This window comes from Nocardioides caldifontis (assembly GCF_008087345.1).
GTDB lineage: Bacteria > Actinomycetota > Actinomycetes > Propionibacteriales > Nocardioidaceae > Marmoricola_A > Marmoricola_A caldifontis.
Genome location: NZ_VHIB01000001.1, coordinates 1,185,890 through 1,203,861, shown reverse-complemented (window position 1 = coordinate 1,203,861; position 17,972 = coordinate 1,185,890). Strand labels below are relative to the sequence as shown.

Below are 17,972 nucleotides of genomic sequence, written 5' to 3'. Positions count from 1 at the left end.
CGCCTCTCAGTACTTCAGCAGGCTCGCGTCGTCGACCGAGGCCGAACGACGGGTGCGGAAGATGGTCATGATGATCGCGAGCCCGACCACCACCTCGGCGGCGGCGACGACCATCACGAAGAAGGCCGCGACCTGACCGTCGAGGTTGCCGTGGACGCGCGCGAACGTCACCAACGCGAGGTTGCAGGCGTTGAGCATCAGCTCGACGCACATGAAGACCACGATCGCGTTGCGCCGGGTCAGCACGCCCACGCCGCCGATGGTGAACAGGATCGCGGACAGCACGATGAACGGCTCGGCCTCCATCAGCGCACCTCCTCACCGTCGGTGTCGTCGCTCGAGGCCGGGCTCGCGGCCCGGGTCGGGCGCGCTCCGGCGGTCGAGTGGTTGTCCCGCTCCACGAGCGCCACCACGTCGTCGGCGACCTCGGGGGCGGTCTTCACCGTCCCGCGGGCGGAGAGCACGCGGGAGACCGAGCTCTCGGCCGGGGTGCCGTCGGGGAGCAGCGCCGGGGTGTCGACGGCGTTGTGCCGTGCGTACACACCGGGGTTGGGCAGCGGGCCGGGGTGCCGGCCGTGCTCGGCGTAGTCGCGCATGCGCTTCTTCGCGAGGTCGGTCTGCGACGGCTTCGGGACGAGCCGCTCGCGGTGGGCGAGCACCATCGCGCCGACCGCCGCGGTGATCAACAGCGCGCTGGTCGCCTCGAAGGCGAAGACGTAGCTGGTGAAGAGCAGCTCGGCGAGCCCCTGCACGTTGCCGTCGGCGTTCGCGGTGTCCATGCCGGCGATCGCGCCGACCGAGACCTGCGCGATGCCGATGACCACGGTGACGCCGAAGAGGAGCCCGATGACGAGCGCGAGGGCACGCTGACCGCGGATCGTCTCGACGAGGGAGTCGGAGGCGTCGACGCCGACGAGCATCACCACGAAGAGGAACAGCATCAGGATCGCGCCGGTGTAGACGATGATCTGCACCGCGAAGAGGAACGGGGCGTCCTGCACGAGGTAGAGGATCGCCAGGCTCACCATCACCACGGCGAGCAGCAGGGCGGCGTGCACCGCCTTGCGCACGACGAGGATGCCGAGCGCGGCGAGCACCATGATCGGCGCGAGGATCCAGAAGGCGGTCATGCGGGGTCCCCTCGGAGGAGCGAGCGGAGCGAGGTCTTTCGTGGGGTGCTCACTGGGTGGCCTCCCCCGTCTCGTCGTCCTGCCGGCGGAACGTGCCGCGGTAGTAGTCGCCGTCGTCGTTGCCGAGCCGCATCGGGTGCGGCGGCTGCTCCATGCCGGGGAGCAGCGGGGCGAGCAGGTCCTGCTTCTCGTAGATCAGGTCCTCGCGGGTGGCGTCGGCGAGCTCGTACTCGTTGGTCATCGTGAGCGCCCGGGTCGGGCACGCCTCGATGCAGAGCCCGCACAGGATGCAGCGCAGGTAGTTGATCTGGTAGACGCGGCCGTAGCGCTCACCCGGCGAGAAGCGGGCGTCCTCGGTGTTCGAGGCACCCTCGACGTAGATCGCGTCGGCCGGGCACGCCCAGGCGCACAGCTCGCAGCCGATGCACTTCTCCAGCCCGTCGGGCCAGCGGTTGAGCTGGTGACGGCCGTGGAACCGCGGGGCGGTCGGCTTCTTCTCCTTCGGGTACTGCTCGGTGACGACCTTGCGGAACATCGTCCGGAAGGTCACGCCGAACCCGGCGACCGGGTCCCAGAACTGCTCCTTGAGCGTGGGCATCAGCTCTCCTGTCGGCTCTCCGGGGACGAACCCGGTGAGGTGGTCGACATCGTCGAGGTCGGGTGGCTCGCGGGGGCCTGGCCGGGCATCGGGGGCACCGGGTAACCGCCGGCGAACGCGTCGAAGGGCTCCGGCTCGGCCTCGGCCGGCTCCTCCTCCTTCTCGCCGCCCCCGATGAGGAACAGCCCGATCATCAGCACGGCCACGGCGGCGATCGCGTAGAGCATGTAGCGCCGGTCGATGCCGCCGTCGAGGGTCGCGGCGCGGACGGTGGCCACCGCCACGATCCAGGCCAGCGACGACGGGATGAGCACCTTCCAGCCGAACGCCATGAACTGGTCGTAGCGGAGCCGCGGCAGGGTGCCGCGCAGCCAGATGAAGAAGAAGATGAAGCAGAGGACCTTGCCGAAGAACCAGAGCACCGGCCAGTAACCCTCGTTGGCGCCGTCCCAGATGCTGATCGGCCACGGAGCGTGCCAGCCGCCCAGGAACAGCGTGGTGGCGAGCGCCGCGACGGTGCCCATGTTGACGTACTCGGCGAGGAAGAACAGCGCGAACTTCAGCGAGGAGTACTCGGTGTGGAAGCCACCGACCAGCTCGCCCTCGGCCTCGGGGAGGTCGAACGGCGCGCGGTTGGTCTCCCCCACCATCGCGATCACGTAGATCACGAACGAGGGCACGAGGATGAAGCCGTACCAGACGTCCTTCTGCGCCTCGACGATCTCCGAGGTCGACATCGAGCCGGCGTAGAGGAACACCGCGACGAGCGCGAGCCCCATCGCGACCTCGTAGGAGATCATCTGCGCGCTGCTGCGCAACCCGCCGAGCAGGGAGTACGTCGACCCGGAGGACCAGCCGCCGAGCACGATCCCGTAGATCCCGACCGACGCGACGGCGAGCACGAACAGCACCGCCACCGGCATGTCGGTCAGCTGCAGCGGCGTCACCGTGTCGGTGAACGGGATCCGCACCTCGGGGCCGAGCGGGATCACCGCCCACGCGACGAACGCGGGGATCACCGCGATCACCGGCGCGAGCACGAACACCACTTTGTCGGCGGCCTTCGGGGTGATGTCCTCCTTGAGCGCGAGCTTCACGCCGTCGGCCAGGCTCTGCAGCAACCCGAACGGGCCGTGCATGTTGGGCCCGATCCGGTGCTGCATCCGGGCCACGACCCGGCGCTCCCACCAGATGTTGAACAGCGTCAGCAGCACGAGGACGACGAAGATCAGCAGCGCCTTGAGGAGCACCACCCACACGGAGTCGCCACCGAAGGCGCTGAGGTCGTCCGCGGCGCGGACCATCGTGGTCGCCGACATGGTCACATCGCCTCCTGCACGGCCGGTGCCGCAGCCGGCACCAGGGAGAGCCGGACGGCGGAGCCCGCCCCGGCACCCAGGTCACGGCCGAGGTTCACCCCGCCGCTGCTCGTCGGTGCCCACACCACGTCGTCGGCGAGGTCGGCCACGCCGACCGCCAGGACCGCGGTGCCGGTGTCGGTCGACAGCTCGACCTGGTCACCGACGGCCGCGCCGAGGGACTCCAGCGTCGCGGCGCTCACCAGCACCGTCGGCGTGGGGCCGCTGGCGTGGTAGGCCGGGTCGCCGTCCTGCATCGGGCCGTCGCCGATCATCGTCTTCCAGGTCGCCAGCCGGTGGCTGCCGGCCGGCGCGGGAGCAGCCGGGCTCGCCGCGACCGTCGGGTCCGCGGCCCGCTCGCCGTCCCAGCTCGCGAACTCGTCGAGCTCGGCCGCGGCCGCCTCGATGGTCTGGAACCCCAGCGGCGTGCCGAGCTCGTCGGCGATGCCGGCGAGCACCCGCACGTCGGGTACGGCGTTGCTCCCCTCCAGGACCTTCTCGAAGGGACGGACCCGCCCCTCCCAGCTGACGAAGCTGCCGGGCTTCTCGGCGACCGGGGCCACCGGGAAGACCACGTCGGCGTGCTCGGTGACCGCGCTGGCGCGGAGCTCGAGGCTCACCACGAACCCTGCCGAAGCCACCGCGGCGCGGGCCGCCGTGGGGTCGGCGAGGTCGTCGAGGTCCACGCCGGCGACCACGAGGCCGCCCAGCTCACCGGCAGCGGCGGCCGCCAGGATCCCGTCGGTGTCGCGGCCGGGCACGGTCGGCACCGTGGAACCCCAGACGGCGCCGACGTCGACGCGCGCACCGGCGTCGGCCAGCGGACGGCCACCGGGAAGCACCGAGCCGAGGCAACCTGCGTCGAGGGCGCCGCGGTCACCGGCGCGGCGCGGCACCCAGGCGAGCCGGGCGCCGGTCTGCGAGGCCAGCACCGCCACGGCGCTGAGCGCACCGGGGACGGTCGCGAGCCGCTCGCCGACGAGGATCACGCCGCCGCCGTCGAGGGCCAGCTCGCCGTCGTGCGCGAGCTGCTCGATCGCCGGCACCTCCTCACCAGGGGCCGCCTTGACGACCGTCGCACCGAGCTTGCGCAGCCCGTTGCTGGTGAACGGCGCCACCGCGAAGATCCGCGTCCCGCCGGCCCGGTAGGCCTTGCGAAGCCGGAGGAACAGGGTGCCGGCCTCCTCCTCGGGCTCGAGGCCGAGGAGCACGACGGCGTTGGCCCGCTCGAGGTCGGTGTAGGTCACCCCGAGGCCGCGGCCGGCGACGCGCGAGGCCAGGAACTGCTCCTCCTCCGCCGACGCCGGACGGCTGCGGAAGTCGATGTCGTTGGTGCCCAGCGCGACCCGCGCGAACTTGGCGTAGCCGTAGGCGTCCTCGCGGGTGAGCCGCCCACCGGTCAGCACGCCGACGCGCCCGGCGGCCCGCAGCCCGCGGGCGGCGACCGCGAAGGCCTCCGGCCAGGAGGCCGGGCGGAGCTCGCCGGTCTCCCCGTCACGGACCTGCGGGTGGGTCAGCCGGTCGGGGCGGTTCGCGTAGTGGAAGGCGAACCGGTCCTTGTCGGTGATCCACTCCTCGTTGACCTCGGGGTCGTTCCACGCCAGCCGGCGCACGACCTTGCCGCGCCGGTGGTCGACGCGGATCGCCGCGCCACCCGAGTCGTGCTCGGCCACCGAAGGGGTGGAGACCAGGTCGAAGGGGCGGGCCCGGAACCGGTAGTCGGCGGAGGTGAGGGCGCCGACCGGGCAGATCTGGATGACGTTGCCGGAGAAGTTGGAGCGGTAAGGCTCCTTCTCGTAGATCCCGACCTGCTGCAGGGCCCCGCGCTCGACGAGCGCGATGAACGGGTCGCCGGCGACCTGCTCGGAGAACCGGGTGCACCGGGCGCAGAGGACGCACCGCTCACGGTCGAGCAGCACCTGCGCGGAGATGTTGATCGGCTTGGGGAAGGTCCGCTTCACCTCCTGGAACCGGCTCTCCCCGCGACCGTTGGTCATCGCCTGGTTCTGCAGCGGGCACTCGCCGCCCTTGTCGCAGACCGGGCAGTCGAGCGGGTGGTTGATCAGCAGCTGCTCCATGACGCCCTGCTGCGCCTTGTCGGCGATGGGCGAGGTCAGCTGGGTCTTGACCTGCATCCCCTCGGCGACCGGCAGCGTGCAGGAGGCCTGCGGCTTGACGCGCCCGGGCGGGCCCATCATCGTGCGCAGCTCGCCGTCGGGGCCGGGCATCGCCACCTCGACCAGGCACTGCCGGCAGGCGCCGACGGGGGCGAGGAGCGGGTGGTCGCAGAATCGCGGGATCTGCACGCCGATCTGCTCGGCGGCCCGGATCACCAGCGTGCCCTTGGGCACGCTGGTCTCGATGCCGTCGATCGTCAGCGTGACCAGGTCCTGCGGTGCAGGTGCGTTCGATCCCGCCTTGCTGGGGGTGACCGTCATGCCGTTGCTCCCACGGGGCTGAAGAGGGTGGAGGCCATCGGGTCGAAGGGGCAGCCACCCTGACGGAGGTGCTCGACGTACTCGTCGCGGAAGAACTTCAACGAGGAGTCGATCGGGCTGACCGCACCGTCGGCCAGCGCGCAGAACGAGCGGCCGAGGATGTTGTCGCACTGGTCGAGCAGCTGGTCGAGGTCCTCCTCGCTGCCCTGCCCCTTCTCGAGGCGGGCGAGGACCTGCACGAGCCACCAGGTGCCTTCACGGCAGGGGGTGCACTTGCCGCAGGACTCGTGCTTGTAGAACTCGGTCCACCGCAGCACGGCGCGGACCACGCAGGTGGTCTCGTCGAAGATCTGCAGCGCCTTGGTGCCGAGCATCGAGCCGGCCGCGCCGACCCCTTCGTAGTCGAGGGGGACGTCGAGGTGCTCGTCGGTCAGCAGTGGCGTGGACGAGCCGCCGGGGGTCCAGAACTTCAGCTTGTGGCCGTTGCGGACACCGCCGGCGAGGTCGAGCAGCTCGCGGAGGGTGATGCCGAGTGGGGCTTCGTACTGCCCCGGGCGGGTGACGTGGCCGGACAGCGAGTAGAGGGTCATCCCCTTGCTCTTCTCGGTGCCCATCGAGCCGAACCACTCGGCGCCGTTGCGGACGATGCTCGGGACGGTCGCGATCGACTCGACGTTGTTGATCACGGTCGGCGACGCGTAGAGCCCGGCCACCGCGGGGAACGGCGGGCGCAGCCGCGGCTGGCCCCTGCGCCCCTCGAGCGAGTCGAGCAGCGCCGTCTCCTCACCGCAGATGTAGGCGCCCGCGCCGGCGTGCACGATCACGTCGAGGTCGTAGCCGGTGCCGTGGATGTTCTTGCCGAGGTGACCGGCGGCGTAGGCCTCCTGCACCGCCGCGCGGAGCCGGCGGATCACGTGGAGGACCTCGCCGCGCACGTAGATGAAGGCGGTGTGGGCCCCGATCGCGTACGACGAGATCACCACTCCCTCCACCAGGGTGTGCGGGCTGGCCATCATCAGCGGGATGTCCTTGCAGGTGCCCGGCTCCGACTCGTCGGCGTTGACGACGAGGTACTTCGGGTTCGGGTTGTCCTTGGGGATGAACCCCCACTTCATGCCGGTCGCGAAGCCCGCACCGCCGCGGCCGCGGAGCCCGGACTCCTTGACCAGCGCGACGATCTCGTCGGGCTGCATCCGCAGCGCCGTGTCGAGCGCCTGGTAGCCGCCGGAACGCTCGTAGGACTCACGGGTCCAGGGGCGGTCGGCGTCCCAGTTGTCCGACAGGACGGGGGTGAGCACGTTGGTCACTGCTGTCCTCCCTCGGGGGCCTTCCAGCCGTTCTCGCGCGCGATCTCCAACCCCACCAGGGTCGCCGGACCGGCGGCGGGGCCCTCGTCGGCGAGGCCGTCGTCGAAGCCGGCGAGCACCCGCTCGGCCTCGCGCCAGGTGCAGATCCGCGGACCCCGGGTGGAGCGGACCTCGGACCCCGCCCGCAGGTCGTCGACCAGCCTCGTCGCCGACTCGGGCGTCTGGTTGTCCATGAACTCCCAGTTGACCATGACGACCGGGGCATAGTCGCAGGCGGCGTTGCACTCGACGTGCTCGAGGGTGATCTTGCCGTCCTCGGTGGTCTCGTCGTTGCCGACGCCGAGGTGCTCCTTGAGCCGCTCGAAGATCACGTCGCCGCCCATCACCGCGCAGAGCGTGTTGGTGCAGACGCCGACGTGGTAGTCGCCCATCGGGCGCCGCTTGTACATCGTGTAGAAGGTCGCGACGCCGGACACCTCCGCCGCGGTGATCCCGAGGATCTCGGCGCACGCCTCGATGCCCTCGGCGGTCACGCGCCCCTCGGCGCTCTGCACCAGGTGGAGCATCGGGAGCAGCCCCGAGCGGGGCTGGGGGTAGCGGGCCGCGATCTCGCGCAGCTCCGCCTTGGTCTCGTCGGTGATCATTCGGGGTCCCCGCGGAAGTGTGAGCGAAGCGAGCAGTTTCGTGGGGTGAGGATCATCGGTCGACGCCTCCCATGACCGGGTCGATCGAGGCGATCGCGACGATGACGTCGGCGACCATGCCGCCCTCCGACATCACCGAGGTCGCCTGCAGGTTGGTGAACGACGGGTCCCGGAAGTGCGCCCGGTAGGGGCGAGTGCCACCGTCGGAGACGACGTGCGCACCGAGCTCGCCACGTGGCGACTCGACCGGCACGTAGGCCTGGCCGGCCGGGACGCGGAACCCCTCGGTCACCAGCTTGAAGTGATGGATCAGGGCCTCCATCGACTCGCCCATGATGTGCTTGATGTGGTCGAGGCTGTTGCCCATGCCGTCGGCGCCCACCGCGAGCTGCGAGGGCCAGGCGATCTTCTTGTCGCCGACCATCACCGGCGCCCCGACGAGCCCCTCGAGCCGGTCGGCGCACTGCTCGACGATGCGCAGCGACTGCCACATCTCCTCGAGGCGGATCCGGAACCGGCCGTAGGAGTCGCAGGTGTCCCAGGTGACCACGTCGAACTCGTAGTCCTCGTAGCCGCTGTAGGGCTGGGTCTTGCGGAGGTCCCACGGATAGCCGGTCGACCGGAGCACCGGCCCGGTGATGCCGAGCGCCATGCAGCCGGCGAGGTCGAGGTAGCCGACCCCTTCGAGCCGCCCCTTGAAGATCGGGTTGGCGTTGCAGAGCGCGGCGTACTCGGGCAGCCGCTTCTTCATCAGCGCGATGAACTCGCGGATCTGGTCCAGCGCGCCGGGCGGCATCTGCTGGGCGACCCCGCCGGGGCGGATGAACGCGTGGTTCATGCGGAGCCCGGTGATCAGCTCGAACAGGTCGAGGACCAGCTCGCGCTCGCGGAACCCGATGGTCATCACGGTCAGCGCGCCGATCTCCATGCCACCGGTCGCGATCGCGACGAGGTGGGAGGAGATGCGGTTGAGCTCGGAGAGCAGGACCCGCATGACCTGCGCGGCCTCCGGGATGTCGTCCTCGATCCCGAGGAGCCGCTCGACGCCGAGGCAGTAGGTCAGCTCGTTGTGGAACGGCGCCAGGTAGTCCATCCGGGTGCAGAAGGTGACGCCCTGCACCCAGGAGCGGAACTCCATGTTCTTCTCGATGCCGGTGTGCAGGTAGCCGATGCCGGCGCGGGCCTCGGTCACCGTCTCGCCGTCGAGCTCGAGGATCAGCCGGAGCACGCCGTGGGTCGACGGGTGCTGCGGACCCATGTTGACCACGACGCGGTCGTCGGCCTCCTCGGCCACGCCCTGGACGACGGAGTCCCAGTCCTGGCCGGTGACGGTGAAGACACGGCCCTGCGTGGTCTCGGACTCCGCGGCGCCGTACGGGTCGTTCATGTCGTTGGTGCTTGTCGAAACCATCAGTTGTAGGCCCTCCGGGTGTCCGGCGGCGGGATCGTCGCGCCCTTGTACTCCACCGGGATGCCGCCCAGCGGGTAGTCCTTGCGTTGCGGGTGGCCCGGCCAGTCGTCCGGCATCTCGATGCGGGTCAGCGCGGGGTGGCCGTCGAAGACGATGCCGAAGAAGTCGTAGGTCTCCCGCTCGTGCCAGTCGTTGGTCGGGTAGACCGAGACGACCGACGGGATGTGCGGGTCGGCGTCGGGGCAGACGACTTCGAGCCGGATCCGCCGGTTGTGCGTCATCGACAGCAGGTGGTAGACCGCGTGGAGCTCGCGCCCCTGGTCGTTGGGGTAGTGCACGCCGCTGACGCCGAGGCACATCTCGAAGCGCAGCGTCTCGGCGTCGCGGAGCAGCCGGGCCGTCTCCAGCAGCCGCTCGCGGCGGACGAAGAACGTGATCTCCCCCCTGTGGACGACCACCTTCTCCACCGCGTCGGGGAGCCCGCGCTCGGCCAGCCCGTCAGCCAGCGCCCGGGCCACGTCGTCGAACCAACCGCCGTACGGCGGCTCGGAGCCGCCCGGCATGGCGACCGGGCTGACCAGCCCGCCGTAGCCGGAGGTGTCGCCGCTGCCCTGGACGCCGAACATCCCGCGGCGGGTGCCGACGACCTCGTGGAGGTGGTCGCCCGGGGTGACCGGCAGCCCGCCCGGAGGCGTGCCCTCGCTCGGCATCCCGGTGGTGCTGCCCTCGTTGCTGCCGCTGGTGGTCGCGTCGTGCGTGCGGCCGTCCCTGCCGGGGTCGTTCGTCATCGGAGCAACCCCTTCATCTCCGAGGTCGGCAGCGCGTTGAGCTGCTGGGTCTCCTGCTCGAGGACCTCGCGCTGGCGGTTCACGCCGAGCTTGGTGTGCTGCACCTGGTCGTGGAGCTTGAGGATCGCGTCGATGAGCATCTCCGGCCGGGGCGGGCAGCCGGGGAGGTACATGTCGACCGGGACGACGTGGTCGACGCCCTGCACGATCGCGTAGTTGTTGAACATCCCGCCCGACGACGCGCAGACGCCCATCGCCAGCACCCACTTGGGCTCGGCCATCTGGTCGTAGATCTGCCGCAGGACCGGTGCCATCTTCTGGCTCACCCGACCGGCGACGATCATCAGGTCGGCCTGGCGCGGCGATGCCCGGAAGACCTCCATGCCGTAGCGCGCGAGGTCGTAGCGCGGGCCGCCGCTGGTCATCATCTCGATCGCGCAGCAGGCGAGCCCGAACGTCGCGGGCCAGAACGACGCCTTGCGGAAGTAGCCGGCGACCCCCTCGACGGTGGTCAGCAGCACCCCGCTGGGGAGCTTCTCCTCGATGCCCATGAGTCGTCCTTCCTCAGTCCCACTCGAGCCCGCCGCGCCGCCACACGTAGACGTAGGCGATCGCGACCGTGGCGATGAAGAGCACCATCTCGACGAGCCCGAAGATGCCCATCGCGTCGAACGCGACGGCCCACGGGTACAGGAAGATGATCTCGATGTCGAAGACGATGAACAGCATCGCGGTGATGAAGTACTTCACCGGCACGCGACCGCCGCCGATCGGCTGCGGGGTGGGCTCGATGCCGCACTCGTAGGAGTCGAGCTTGGCGCGGTTGTAGCGCCGCGGCCCGGTGGCCACGCTCATGACAATGGAGAACACCGCGAAGCCGGCAGCGATCGCTGCCAGCGCGATGACGGGGGTGTAGAGCTCCACGAGCCCGGACCTCCCTTCCTGTTCTCTCTCGGTGCTGTGTGGTGGTCGATCTGGTGGTGCCTGGCGGTGCAGGTCAGGCCGTCGGCGCCAGCCGGCTGAGCCCGTTGATGACGCGGTCGCTCACGTCACCGTCGCGCGGGTCGGTCAGGTTCGCCATCAGCTTGAGCATGAAGCGCATCAGGGCGTGGCGCGGCAGCCCGTAGCGGGTCGCCTGCTTCATGAACGTGGGGTTGCCGATCATCTTCGCGAACACCCGCCCCAAGGTGAAGTAACCGCCGTAGGCCGAGTCGAGCGCCGCGGCGTACCCCTGCAGGACGCGCTCTCGGGCGGGGCCCTCCTCGCGGGCGAGCGCCTGGAGGACCGTCTCCGCCGCCAGGTGGCCGGACTCGAGGGCGTAGTCGATGCCCTCGCCGTTGAACGGGTTCACCATGCCGCCGGAGTCGCCGACCAGCAGCATCCCGCGGGTGTAGTGCGGCTTGCGGTTGAACCCCATCGGCAACGCGGCGGAGCGCACCTGGCCGACGAGGTTCTGCTCGCGGAACCCCCACTCCTCCGGGGTGTTGGCGAGCCAGCGCACCAGGAGGTCCTTGTAGTCGACGGTCTGGAACGCCGGCGAGGTGTTGAGGATGCCGAGCCCGACGTTGGCGGTGCCGTCCCCGACGCCGAAGATCCAGCCGTAGCCGGGCAGCAGGTTGCTCTGCCCCGGCGTGCCGTCCCACAGCTCCAGCCAGGACTCCATCCACGGGTCGTCGTGGCGCGGGGTCGTGTAGTAGGCGCGGACCGCGACCGCCATCGGACGGTTCTCGCGGCGCTCGAGCCCGAGGCTGGTGGCGAGCCGGGACGAGACGCCGTCGCAGGCGACCACGACCGGAGCCCGGTAGGTCACGTCGTCACCGGTGCGGCGGCCGCGGTCGTCGACCGGCTTGGCGGTCACGCCGACCACGCGGCCGGTGCGCTCGTCGATGACGGGGCCGGTGACCGCGGTGCGCTCGGTGAGCCGGGCGCCGGCCTTCTCCGCGTGGCGGGCGAGCAGCTCGTCGAGGTCCATCCGGGTCCGCACCGCGCCGTACGGCGGGAAGCTGGTGAGCTCGGGCCACGGGAGCTCCAGCCGGTGGCCGGCGCCGACGATCCGCAGCCCGCGGTTCTTCTGCCAGCCGGGCTCGTCGAGGTCGAACCCCATGGAGACCAACTGCTTGACCGCGCGCGGCGTCAGCCCGTCGCCGCAGATCTTGTCGCGGGGGAAGGCTGCCTTCTCCAGGAGCAGGACGTCCGCTCCGGCCTGGGCGAGGTGGTAGGCCGTGGCCGAGCCCGCCGGTCCGGCCCCGACGACGATGACATCGGCCTGCCGCTCGTCAGCGGTGGTCCGGGGCATCGTGGACGCCTTTCCAAACGGGGGTGGAGGTGGGCGGATCGTGACCTTGTGAAGACTTTCACGAGAGCCTCGGGGCACAGTCTAAGGGCCCGAAACGGGATCCGCGAACGCGGGCTCACCTGGGCTTTTTCGTCACGACACCCTTGCGTAAAGACGCCTCACCGGCGGGCCCGGTGGAGCGCCACGATGCCGCCCGAGAGGTTGGTCCACTCCGCACCCTGCCACCCCGCCGCCTCGATCCGCCGGGCGAGCCCGGGCTGGTCCGGCCAGGCCCGGATCGACTCGGCCAGGTAGACGTAGGCCTCGGGGTTGGAGGAGACCGCGCGGGCGATCGCGGGGAGCGCCTTCATGAGGTACTCGAGGTAGACGGTGCGGAACGGCGACCAGGTCGGGGAGCTGAACTCGCAGACCACCAGCCGCCCGCCGGGCCGGGTCACCCGGAGCATCTCCCGCAACCCGGCGTCGGGGTCGACGATGTTGCGCAGCCCGAACGAGATCGTCACCGCGTCGAACGACGCGTCGGCGAACGGCAGCCGCGTCGCGTCCCCGGCGACGAAGGGGAGCCACGGACGGGCGCCCTTGCCGACCTGCAGCATCCCCTGGCTGAAGTCGCACGGGACGACCAGCGCCCCGGCCTCCTCGAACGGCTCGCTCGAGGTGCCGGTGCCGGCGGCGAGGTCGAGCACCTTCTCCCCCGGCTGCGGCGCCACCGCCCGGACCACGGCTCCACGCCACCGGCGGTCCTGGCCCAGCGACAGCACGTCGTTGGTCACGTCGTAGCGCTTCGCGACGCCGTCGAACATCGCCGCGACGTCGGCGGGCTTCTTGTCCAGGTCGGCTCGCGTCACCCGGCCACTCTATGGAGCCGCGAGGTCAGAGGTGGACCTGGGCCATGCTGGCGTCGTCGTACCGCTGCCCCTGGACGGATCCGACCGGGGCCGCCTCGTCGAGCGCCCGCAGCTGCTCGGCGGTCAGCTCCAGGTCCGCGGCCGCGACGTTCTCCTCGAGGTACGTGCGGCGCTTGGTGCCCGGGATCGCGACCACCCCGTCCTGGGCGAGCACCCAGGCGAGCGCGACCTGGCCGGAAGTGGCCCCGACGCCGTCGGCGACCTGCCGGACCTTCTCGACGATGTGGAGGTTGTGGGCGAGCGCCTCCTCCTGGAACCGCGGGTTCCGGCGGCGGAAGTCGTCCTCGGGGAGGTCCTCCGGCCGCGTGATCCGACCGGTGAGGGCGCCACGGCCCAGCGGCGAGTACGCGACGAACGCGATGCCGAGCTCGCGGGTCGTCTCGAGGACGCCGTCGGTCTCGGGCTCGCGCTGGAAGAGGGAGTACTCCGTCTGCACCGCGGTGAGCGGGTGGGTCGCGTGCGCCCGGCGGATCGTCTCCGGCGCGGCCTCGGAGATCCCGAGGTAGCGGACCTTGCCCTCGGTGACGAACTCCCCCATCGCGCCGATCGTCTCCTCGATCGGGGTGGCCGGGTCGACCCGGTGCAGGTAGTAGAGGTCGATCACGTCGGTGCCGAGGTTGCGCAGGCTCCGCTCGAGGGCCCGGCGCGCGTAGGCGGGGCTGCCGTCCGGCGGACCGATCGTGCCGTCGTCCTCGACGCGCTTGGCGAACTTCGTGGCGATCGCGAACTCGTCGCGGCGGTGGCCGACGGCACGGCCGATGAGCTGCTCGTTGGTGAACGGTCCGTAGAGCTCGGCGGTGTCGATGAGCGTGACGCCGAGGTCGAGCGCCCGGTTGAGCGTGGCCGCGGACTCCTCGTCGTCGCGGCCGCCGTAGAACGCGCTCATCCCCATCGCGCCCAGCCCCTCGACGCTCGCGGTCAGCCCCTGGCTCCCCCAGCTGGTCGTCCTCATGCTCACCCTCCGGCTCGTGTGATCGTGCGCACAGGTCAGCATCCCCCCGTGCTCAACCCTGCACGGGACGTTGGTCGCGGGACCGTAGGCTGTTCCCTCGTGACGACCAGCCCGGCGCAGCACGACGCCATCTCGCTCGTCGTCCGCACCGTCCCCGTCGAGGATCCCGGGGACCTCCTGGCGCTGCTGCCCGAGGACGAGCTGGTCGCCTGGGTCCGCCGGGGCGACGGCGTCGTCGGGTGGGGCGTCGCCGCCCAGGTCCGCACCTCCGGGGCCACCCGGTTCGCCGACGCCCACGACTGGTGGGACGGGCTCCGCCGGCGGGCCGTGGTCCGCGACGAGGTCTCCGCGCCAGGGTCGGGGCTCCTCGCCTTCGGATCGTTCGCCTTCGCCGACGAGCCCGGCGACAGCACCCTCGTCGTACCGGAGGTGGTCGTGGGGCGCCGCGACGGCCACTGCTGGGTCACCCACATCGCCGCGGCGTCGATCACCGCCCCGACCGACCTGCACGTCGCGTCCCCGCCCCCGGCGCCGGAGGACGTCACGTTCTCCGACGGGTCGCTCGACGGGGCGCAGTGGCAGGCCGTGGTCGCGGACGCCGTACGCCGGATCGCCGCGGGTGAGCTCGAGAAAGTCGTCCTCGCGCGGGACCTGCTGGCCCACGCCTCCGCGCCGGTCGACGTGCGGTGGCCGCTGCAGCGGCTGTCGGAGGAGTACCCCTCCTGCTGGACCTTCCACGTCGACTCGCTCTTCGGTGCGACCCCGGAGATGCTGGTGCGCCGCGAGCGCGGCCTCGTCACCTCGCGGGTGCTCGCCGGCACCATCCGCCGCACCGGCGACGACGCCCGCGACCTCCAGCTCGCCGCGTCGCTGGCCAGGTCCTCGAAGGACCTCGAGGAGCACGAGTACGCCGTCCGCTCGGTGGCCGACGCCCTCGCCCCGCACTGCACGTCGATGAACGTCCCCGAGGCGCCGTTCGTCCTCCACCTGCCCAACGTCATGCACCTCGCCACCGACGTGGCCGGGGTGATCGAGGACGGCGCCTCCTCCCTCGAGCTCGCCGCCGCCCTGCACCCGTCCGCAGCCGTGGGCGGCACCCCGACCGCGTCGGCCACCCGGCTGATCGCGGAGATCGAGGGGATGGACCGGGGCCGCTACGCGGGACCGGTCGGCTGGATGGACGGCTCCGGCGACGGCGAGTGGGGCATCGCGCTCCGGTCCGGCCACCTGTCCGGTTCGACCGTCCGGCTCTTCGCGGGGTGCGGCATCGTCGCCGACTCCGACCCCGCCGCCGAGCTCGCGGAGGCCCGGGCCAAGTTCGTCCCCGTGGTCAACGCCCTCACCACCTAGCCCGCCGACCCGTCGCATCTTCACGCCGGATCGACGCCGAGTCGTCGCATCTTCACCCGGTAGCGGCGTCGAGTCGTCGCATCTTCACCAGTCGCGCGCACGTCTCGGGCAAGGGCGTGCCGGATCGGTGGGAATCTGGTGCACCACGGGGGGGCCGACTCCCACCGCTCCCGCGGCCGGACCAGGAAGATGCGACGACTCGGCGCTCCCCGACCGTGAAGATGCGACGACTCGGCGGTCAGAGGTCGGAGCCGGGCTCCAGGCGGTGCCAGGTCGAGCCGACGGGCTCGAGGAACTGCCCCATCGTGCGGTCGACGACGCCGAGCCCGAGGTCGCTGTAGACCTTGTCGTGGATGGCCAGCGAGCGTGGCGCGGCCACGTCGCGGGCCAGGTCGACGAGCTCGGACATCTTGGCCCAGGGGGCACAGGCCGGGGCGCAGAAGACGTCGACCTGCTGGCCGGGGCGGGTGAACGAGTCGCCCGGGTGGAACAAGGTCGAGTCACCGTCCGACACCAAGTAGCCGGAGTTGTCGAAGTGGGTGAGCTCCGGGTGGATGACGGCGTGCTTCTCACCGATGACGCGGACCGAGAAGCCGGCGACGTCGAGCTCCTCCCCCGGCCGTACGACGGTCAGGCGCTCGGCCACCACCGGGTCGGCGTCCCGGATCCGGTCGGCGACGGCGGCGATCGTGAAGACCGGAGCGTCCGTCGCACGGAGCTGGTCGACCGTCCAGTGGTCGGGGTGCTCGTGGGTGACCAGCACGGCGGCGACGCCGTCGAGGGCCTCGCGCTCCGACCAGCCGCCCGGGTCGATGACGACGTCGGAGGTCGCGGAGAGGCGGACGCAGGAGTGGCCGAACTTCGTGATCCTCATCCGCCCCATGCAACCAGAGGCGCCGGGTCAGCCCAACCGGTCGTCCACGAAGCACCACCGCCAGCTCTCGCCCACCTCGGCGGAGCGCACCACCGGGTGGCCGCTCTCGTGGAAGTGCGCGGTCGCGTGGCGCCGCGGCGAGGAGTCGCAGCAGCCGACGTGGCCGCAGGCGAGGCACTGGCGCAGGTGCACCCAGGTGCTTCCCTCCCGCACACAGTCCTCGCACCGCCGGTCCTCGGGTTCGGGCCGGTCCTCGGTCGACTCCAGGTGCTCACACCGTTCGGGCACCGCGCTCACCACCTCTCCTGTCACGGTCGCGTCGACCACGGAGGCCCGACGCGCCACCCGGTAGGCGAGCATCGACTCCTCCACGTCCAGCGTGGCCAGGACGTCCTCGACGACCTCGTGAGGCACCCGGCCCATGCTGCGGATCTCCAGCACCCTTGCACGTTCGGCGTCGAGCATGTCGAGCCTGAGCCGTGCGTACCTCTCGCTCGGCGTCTCCCCCTCCGCCACGTGCGGCCCGAGCCGCTCCCACGCGGCGAAGTCGCGCTGCTCGAGCTTCGAGCGGAGCAGCTCGCGCACCTGCACGTCCTGCTCGTCCTCCTCGGCCTCGATCTCCTCGAGCCGGGCCCGGCCCGCCTGGGACGCCGCGGTGAGCACGTCCGCACGGGCGAGCGCGTCCTCCCGAGGGTCGGGGCCACGGACGTGGAGCCGGCGGACCAGCCAGGGCAGGGAGAGCCCGTTCACCGACAGCGTCGCCGCGGTCACGAAGAGCGCGACCAGCAGCAGCACCTCGCGGTGCGGGGCGTCGGCCGGGATCGCGAAAGCCGCGGCCAGCGTGACCACCCCGCGCATCCCGGCCCACCCGATCAGGAGCGTGTCGCTGAGCGGGACGCGGTCGACCCGCTCGGGCAGGTAGCGGAACAGCACGACCCGCTGCGGCAGCAGCCAGACCATCCGGAGCACGATGACCGCGACGAACACCGCGAGGCAGGTGCCGACGACGGTCGCGACCGACAGGGTGCTGCGGGCGACGCCCTCGAGGATCCAGTGGGTCTGCAGCCCGATCAGCAGGAAGACGGCGTTCTCCAGCAGGAACGAGACCGTGCGCCAGTTCAGCCCCTCGGCGATGCGCGACGACGCCGTCTGGAGCACGGGGGCGCGGTGGCCGAGCAGCAGCCCGGCGATCACCACGGCGAGCACCCCGGAGGCGTGCAGCTCCTCGGCCAGCACGTAGGCGACGAACGGCGTCACGACCGACACCGACGTGTCGACGACGGGATCGGTCACGTGGCGGCGCACCCACGCGACCACGACGTACACCAGCAGGCCGCAGAGCACGCCGAGGGCAGCGGTGCGCAGGAAGTCCAGCCCGATCTCCCACAGGCTCACCGCGCTCGCCCCGGCGGCGACCGCCGTCCGCAGCGCCACCAGCGCGGTCGCGTCGTTGAGCAGCGACTCGCCTTCGAGGACGGTCACGACCGGACGCGGCATCCCGATGCGGCGGGCGACCGCGGTCGCGGCCACGGCGTCGGGCGGGGCGACGACGGCGCCGATCGCGAACGCCGCCCACCAGTCGATCGACGGCACGACGGTGTGCACGACCAGCGCGACGCCGACGGTCGTGAACGCGACCAGCCCGACCGACAGCGACAGGATCCGCACCCGGTGCGCCGAGAAGTCGACGAGGCTCGTCTGGAGCGCCGCGTTGTAGAGCAGCGGCGGCAGCAGCCCGACGAGGACGATGTCGGCGGTGAGCCGGACCTCCGGCACGAAGGGGAGGTACGACGCCAGCACCCCGAGCGCCACCAGGAGGACCGGCGCCGGGAGGTTCACCCGCCGCGCGACCACCGACCCGGTGACGATGGTGGCCACCAGGCAGACCATCCAGATCGCGACGTGCACGGGACCATCC

17 protein-coding genes are annotated in these 17,972 nt (G+C 71.4%); 1 reads left to right on the top strand and 16 read right to left on the bottom strand.

The window, feature by feature from the left end; all coding sequences use genetic code 11:
* Positions 1-6 precede the first annotated feature (6 nt).
* The 14 genes from nuoK to FIP57_RS13865 form a co-directional block, all read right to left on the bottom strand.
* Positions 7-306, bottom strand: coding sequence for an NADH-quinone oxidoreductase subunit NuoK (gene nuoK, locus FIP57_RS13930; RefSeq protein ID WP_148574034.1), 300 nt, complete (start codon positions 304-306; stop codon positions 7-9).
* Entirely contained in the window at positions 306-1,130 is an 825-nt protein-coding gene (locus tag FIP57_RS13925) for an NADH-quinone oxidoreductase subunit J (RefSeq protein WP_148574033.1), read from the bottom strand. The genes nuoK and FIP57_RS13925 overlap by 1 nt, the downstream gene beginning before the upstream one ends.
* A gap of 49 nt (positions 1,131-1,179) precedes the next feature.
* Complete coding sequence (gene nuoI, locus FIP57_RS13920) at positions 1,180-1,728, bottom strand: NADH-quinone oxidoreductase subunit NuoI (RefSeq protein ID WP_148574032.1); 549 nt, start codon at positions 1,726-1,728, stop codon at positions 1,180-1,182.
* Positions 1,728-3,047, bottom strand: a complete 1,320-nt coding sequence (gene nuoH / locus FIP57_RS13915) for an NADH-quinone oxidoreductase subunit NuoH (protein WP_148574221.1) — start codon at positions 3,045-3,047, stop codon at positions 1,728-1,730. The genes nuoI and nuoH overlap by 1 nt, the downstream gene beginning before the upstream one ends.
* A 2-nt stretch (positions 3,048-3,049) precedes the next feature.
* Positions 3,050-5,524, bottom strand: a complete 2,475-nt coding sequence (locus FIP57_RS13910) for an NADH-quinone oxidoreductase subunit G (RefSeq protein WP_148574031.1) — start codon at positions 5,522-5,524, stop codon at positions 3,050-3,052.
* Positions 5,521-6,831: an NADH-quinone oxidoreductase subunit NuoF gene (nuoF, locus tag FIP57_RS13905; RefSeq protein ID WP_148574030.1), complete on the bottom strand. Its 1,311-nt coding sequence runs from the start codon at positions 6,829-6,831 to the stop codon at positions 5,521-5,523. The genes FIP57_RS13910 and nuoF overlap by 4 nt, the downstream gene beginning before the upstream one ends.
* The gene (gene nuoE, locus FIP57_RS13900) at positions 6,828-7,475 is read right to left on the bottom strand and encodes an NADH-quinone oxidoreductase subunit NuoE (protein ID WP_148574029.1); all 648 of its coding nucleotides are present in this window, start codon (positions 7,473-7,475) and stop codon (positions 6,828-6,830) included. The genes nuoF and nuoE overlap by 4 nt, the downstream gene beginning before the upstream one ends.
* A gap of 52 nt (positions 7,476-7,527) precedes the next feature.
* Complete coding sequence (locus FIP57_RS13895) at positions 7,528-8,862, bottom strand: NADH-quinone oxidoreductase subunit D (protein ID WP_148574028.1); 1,335 nt, start codon at positions 8,860-8,862, stop codon at positions 7,528-7,530.
* 23 nt (positions 8,863-8,885) lie between these two features.
* Entirely contained in the window at positions 8,886-9,596 is a 711-nt protein-coding gene (locus FIP57_RS13890) for an NADH-quinone oxidoreductase subunit C (RefSeq protein ID WP_203231268.1), read from the bottom strand.
* 74 nt (positions 9,597-9,670) lie between these two features.
* A complete protein-coding gene (locus FIP57_RS13885; protein WP_148574026.1) occupies positions 9,671-10,225 on the bottom strand; it encodes a NuoB/complex I 20 kDa subunit family protein in 555 nt (184 codons plus the stop codon).
* A gap of 13 nt (positions 10,226-10,238) precedes the next feature.
* Positions 10,239-10,598, bottom strand: coding sequence for an NADH-quinone oxidoreductase subunit A (locus FIP57_RS13880; RefSeq protein WP_148574025.1), 360 nt, complete (start codon positions 10,596-10,598; stop codon positions 10,239-10,241).
* 73 nt (positions 10,599-10,671) lie between these two features.
* The gene (locus FIP57_RS13875; RefSeq protein ID WP_148574024.1) at positions 10,672-11,970 is read right to left on the bottom strand and encodes a geranylgeranyl reductase family protein; all 1,299 of its coding nucleotides are present in this window, start codon (positions 11,968-11,970) and stop codon (positions 10,672-10,674) included.
* A gap of 158 nt (positions 11,971-12,128) precedes the next feature.
* On the bottom strand, positions 12,129-12,818 hold the full coding sequence (locus tag FIP57_RS13870; RefSeq protein WP_148574023.1) for a demethylmenaquinone methyltransferase: 690 nt from the start codon (positions 12,816-12,818) through the stop codon (positions 12,129-12,131).
* 25 nt (positions 12,819-12,843) lie between these two features.
* Positions 12,844-13,830: an aldo/keto reductase gene (locus FIP57_RS13865; protein WP_148574022.1), complete on the bottom strand. Its 987-nt coding sequence runs from the start codon at positions 13,828-13,830 to the stop codon at positions 12,844-12,846.
* Positions 13,831-13,929: 99 nt separating this feature from the next.
* Between FIP57_RS13865 and FIP57_RS13860 the strand changes: the two genes are divergently transcribed.
* The gene (locus FIP57_RS13860) at positions 13,930-15,180 is read left to right on the top strand and encodes an isochorismate synthase (protein WP_148574021.1); all 1,251 of its coding nucleotides are present in this window, start codon (positions 13,930-13,932) and stop codon (positions 15,178-15,180) included.
* 238 nt (positions 15,181-15,418) lie between these two features.
* On the opposite strand, the gene FIP57_RS13855 is transcribed toward FIP57_RS13860, so the two are convergent.
* Together FIP57_RS13855 and FIP57_RS13850 are read right to left on the bottom strand one after the other, a co-directional pair.
* Positions 15,419-16,054, bottom strand: a complete 636-nt coding sequence (locus FIP57_RS13855) for an MBL fold metallo-hydrolase (RefSeq protein ID WP_148574020.1) — start codon at positions 16,052-16,054, stop codon at positions 15,419-15,421.
* A gap of 27 nt (positions 16,055-16,081) precedes the next feature.
* Positions 16,082-17,962, bottom strand: coding sequence for a Na+/H+ antiporter (locus tag FIP57_RS13850; RefSeq protein ID WP_148574019.1), 1,881 nt, complete (start codon positions 17,960-17,962; stop codon positions 16,082-16,084).
* Positions 17,963-17,972: the final 10 nt, after the last annotated feature.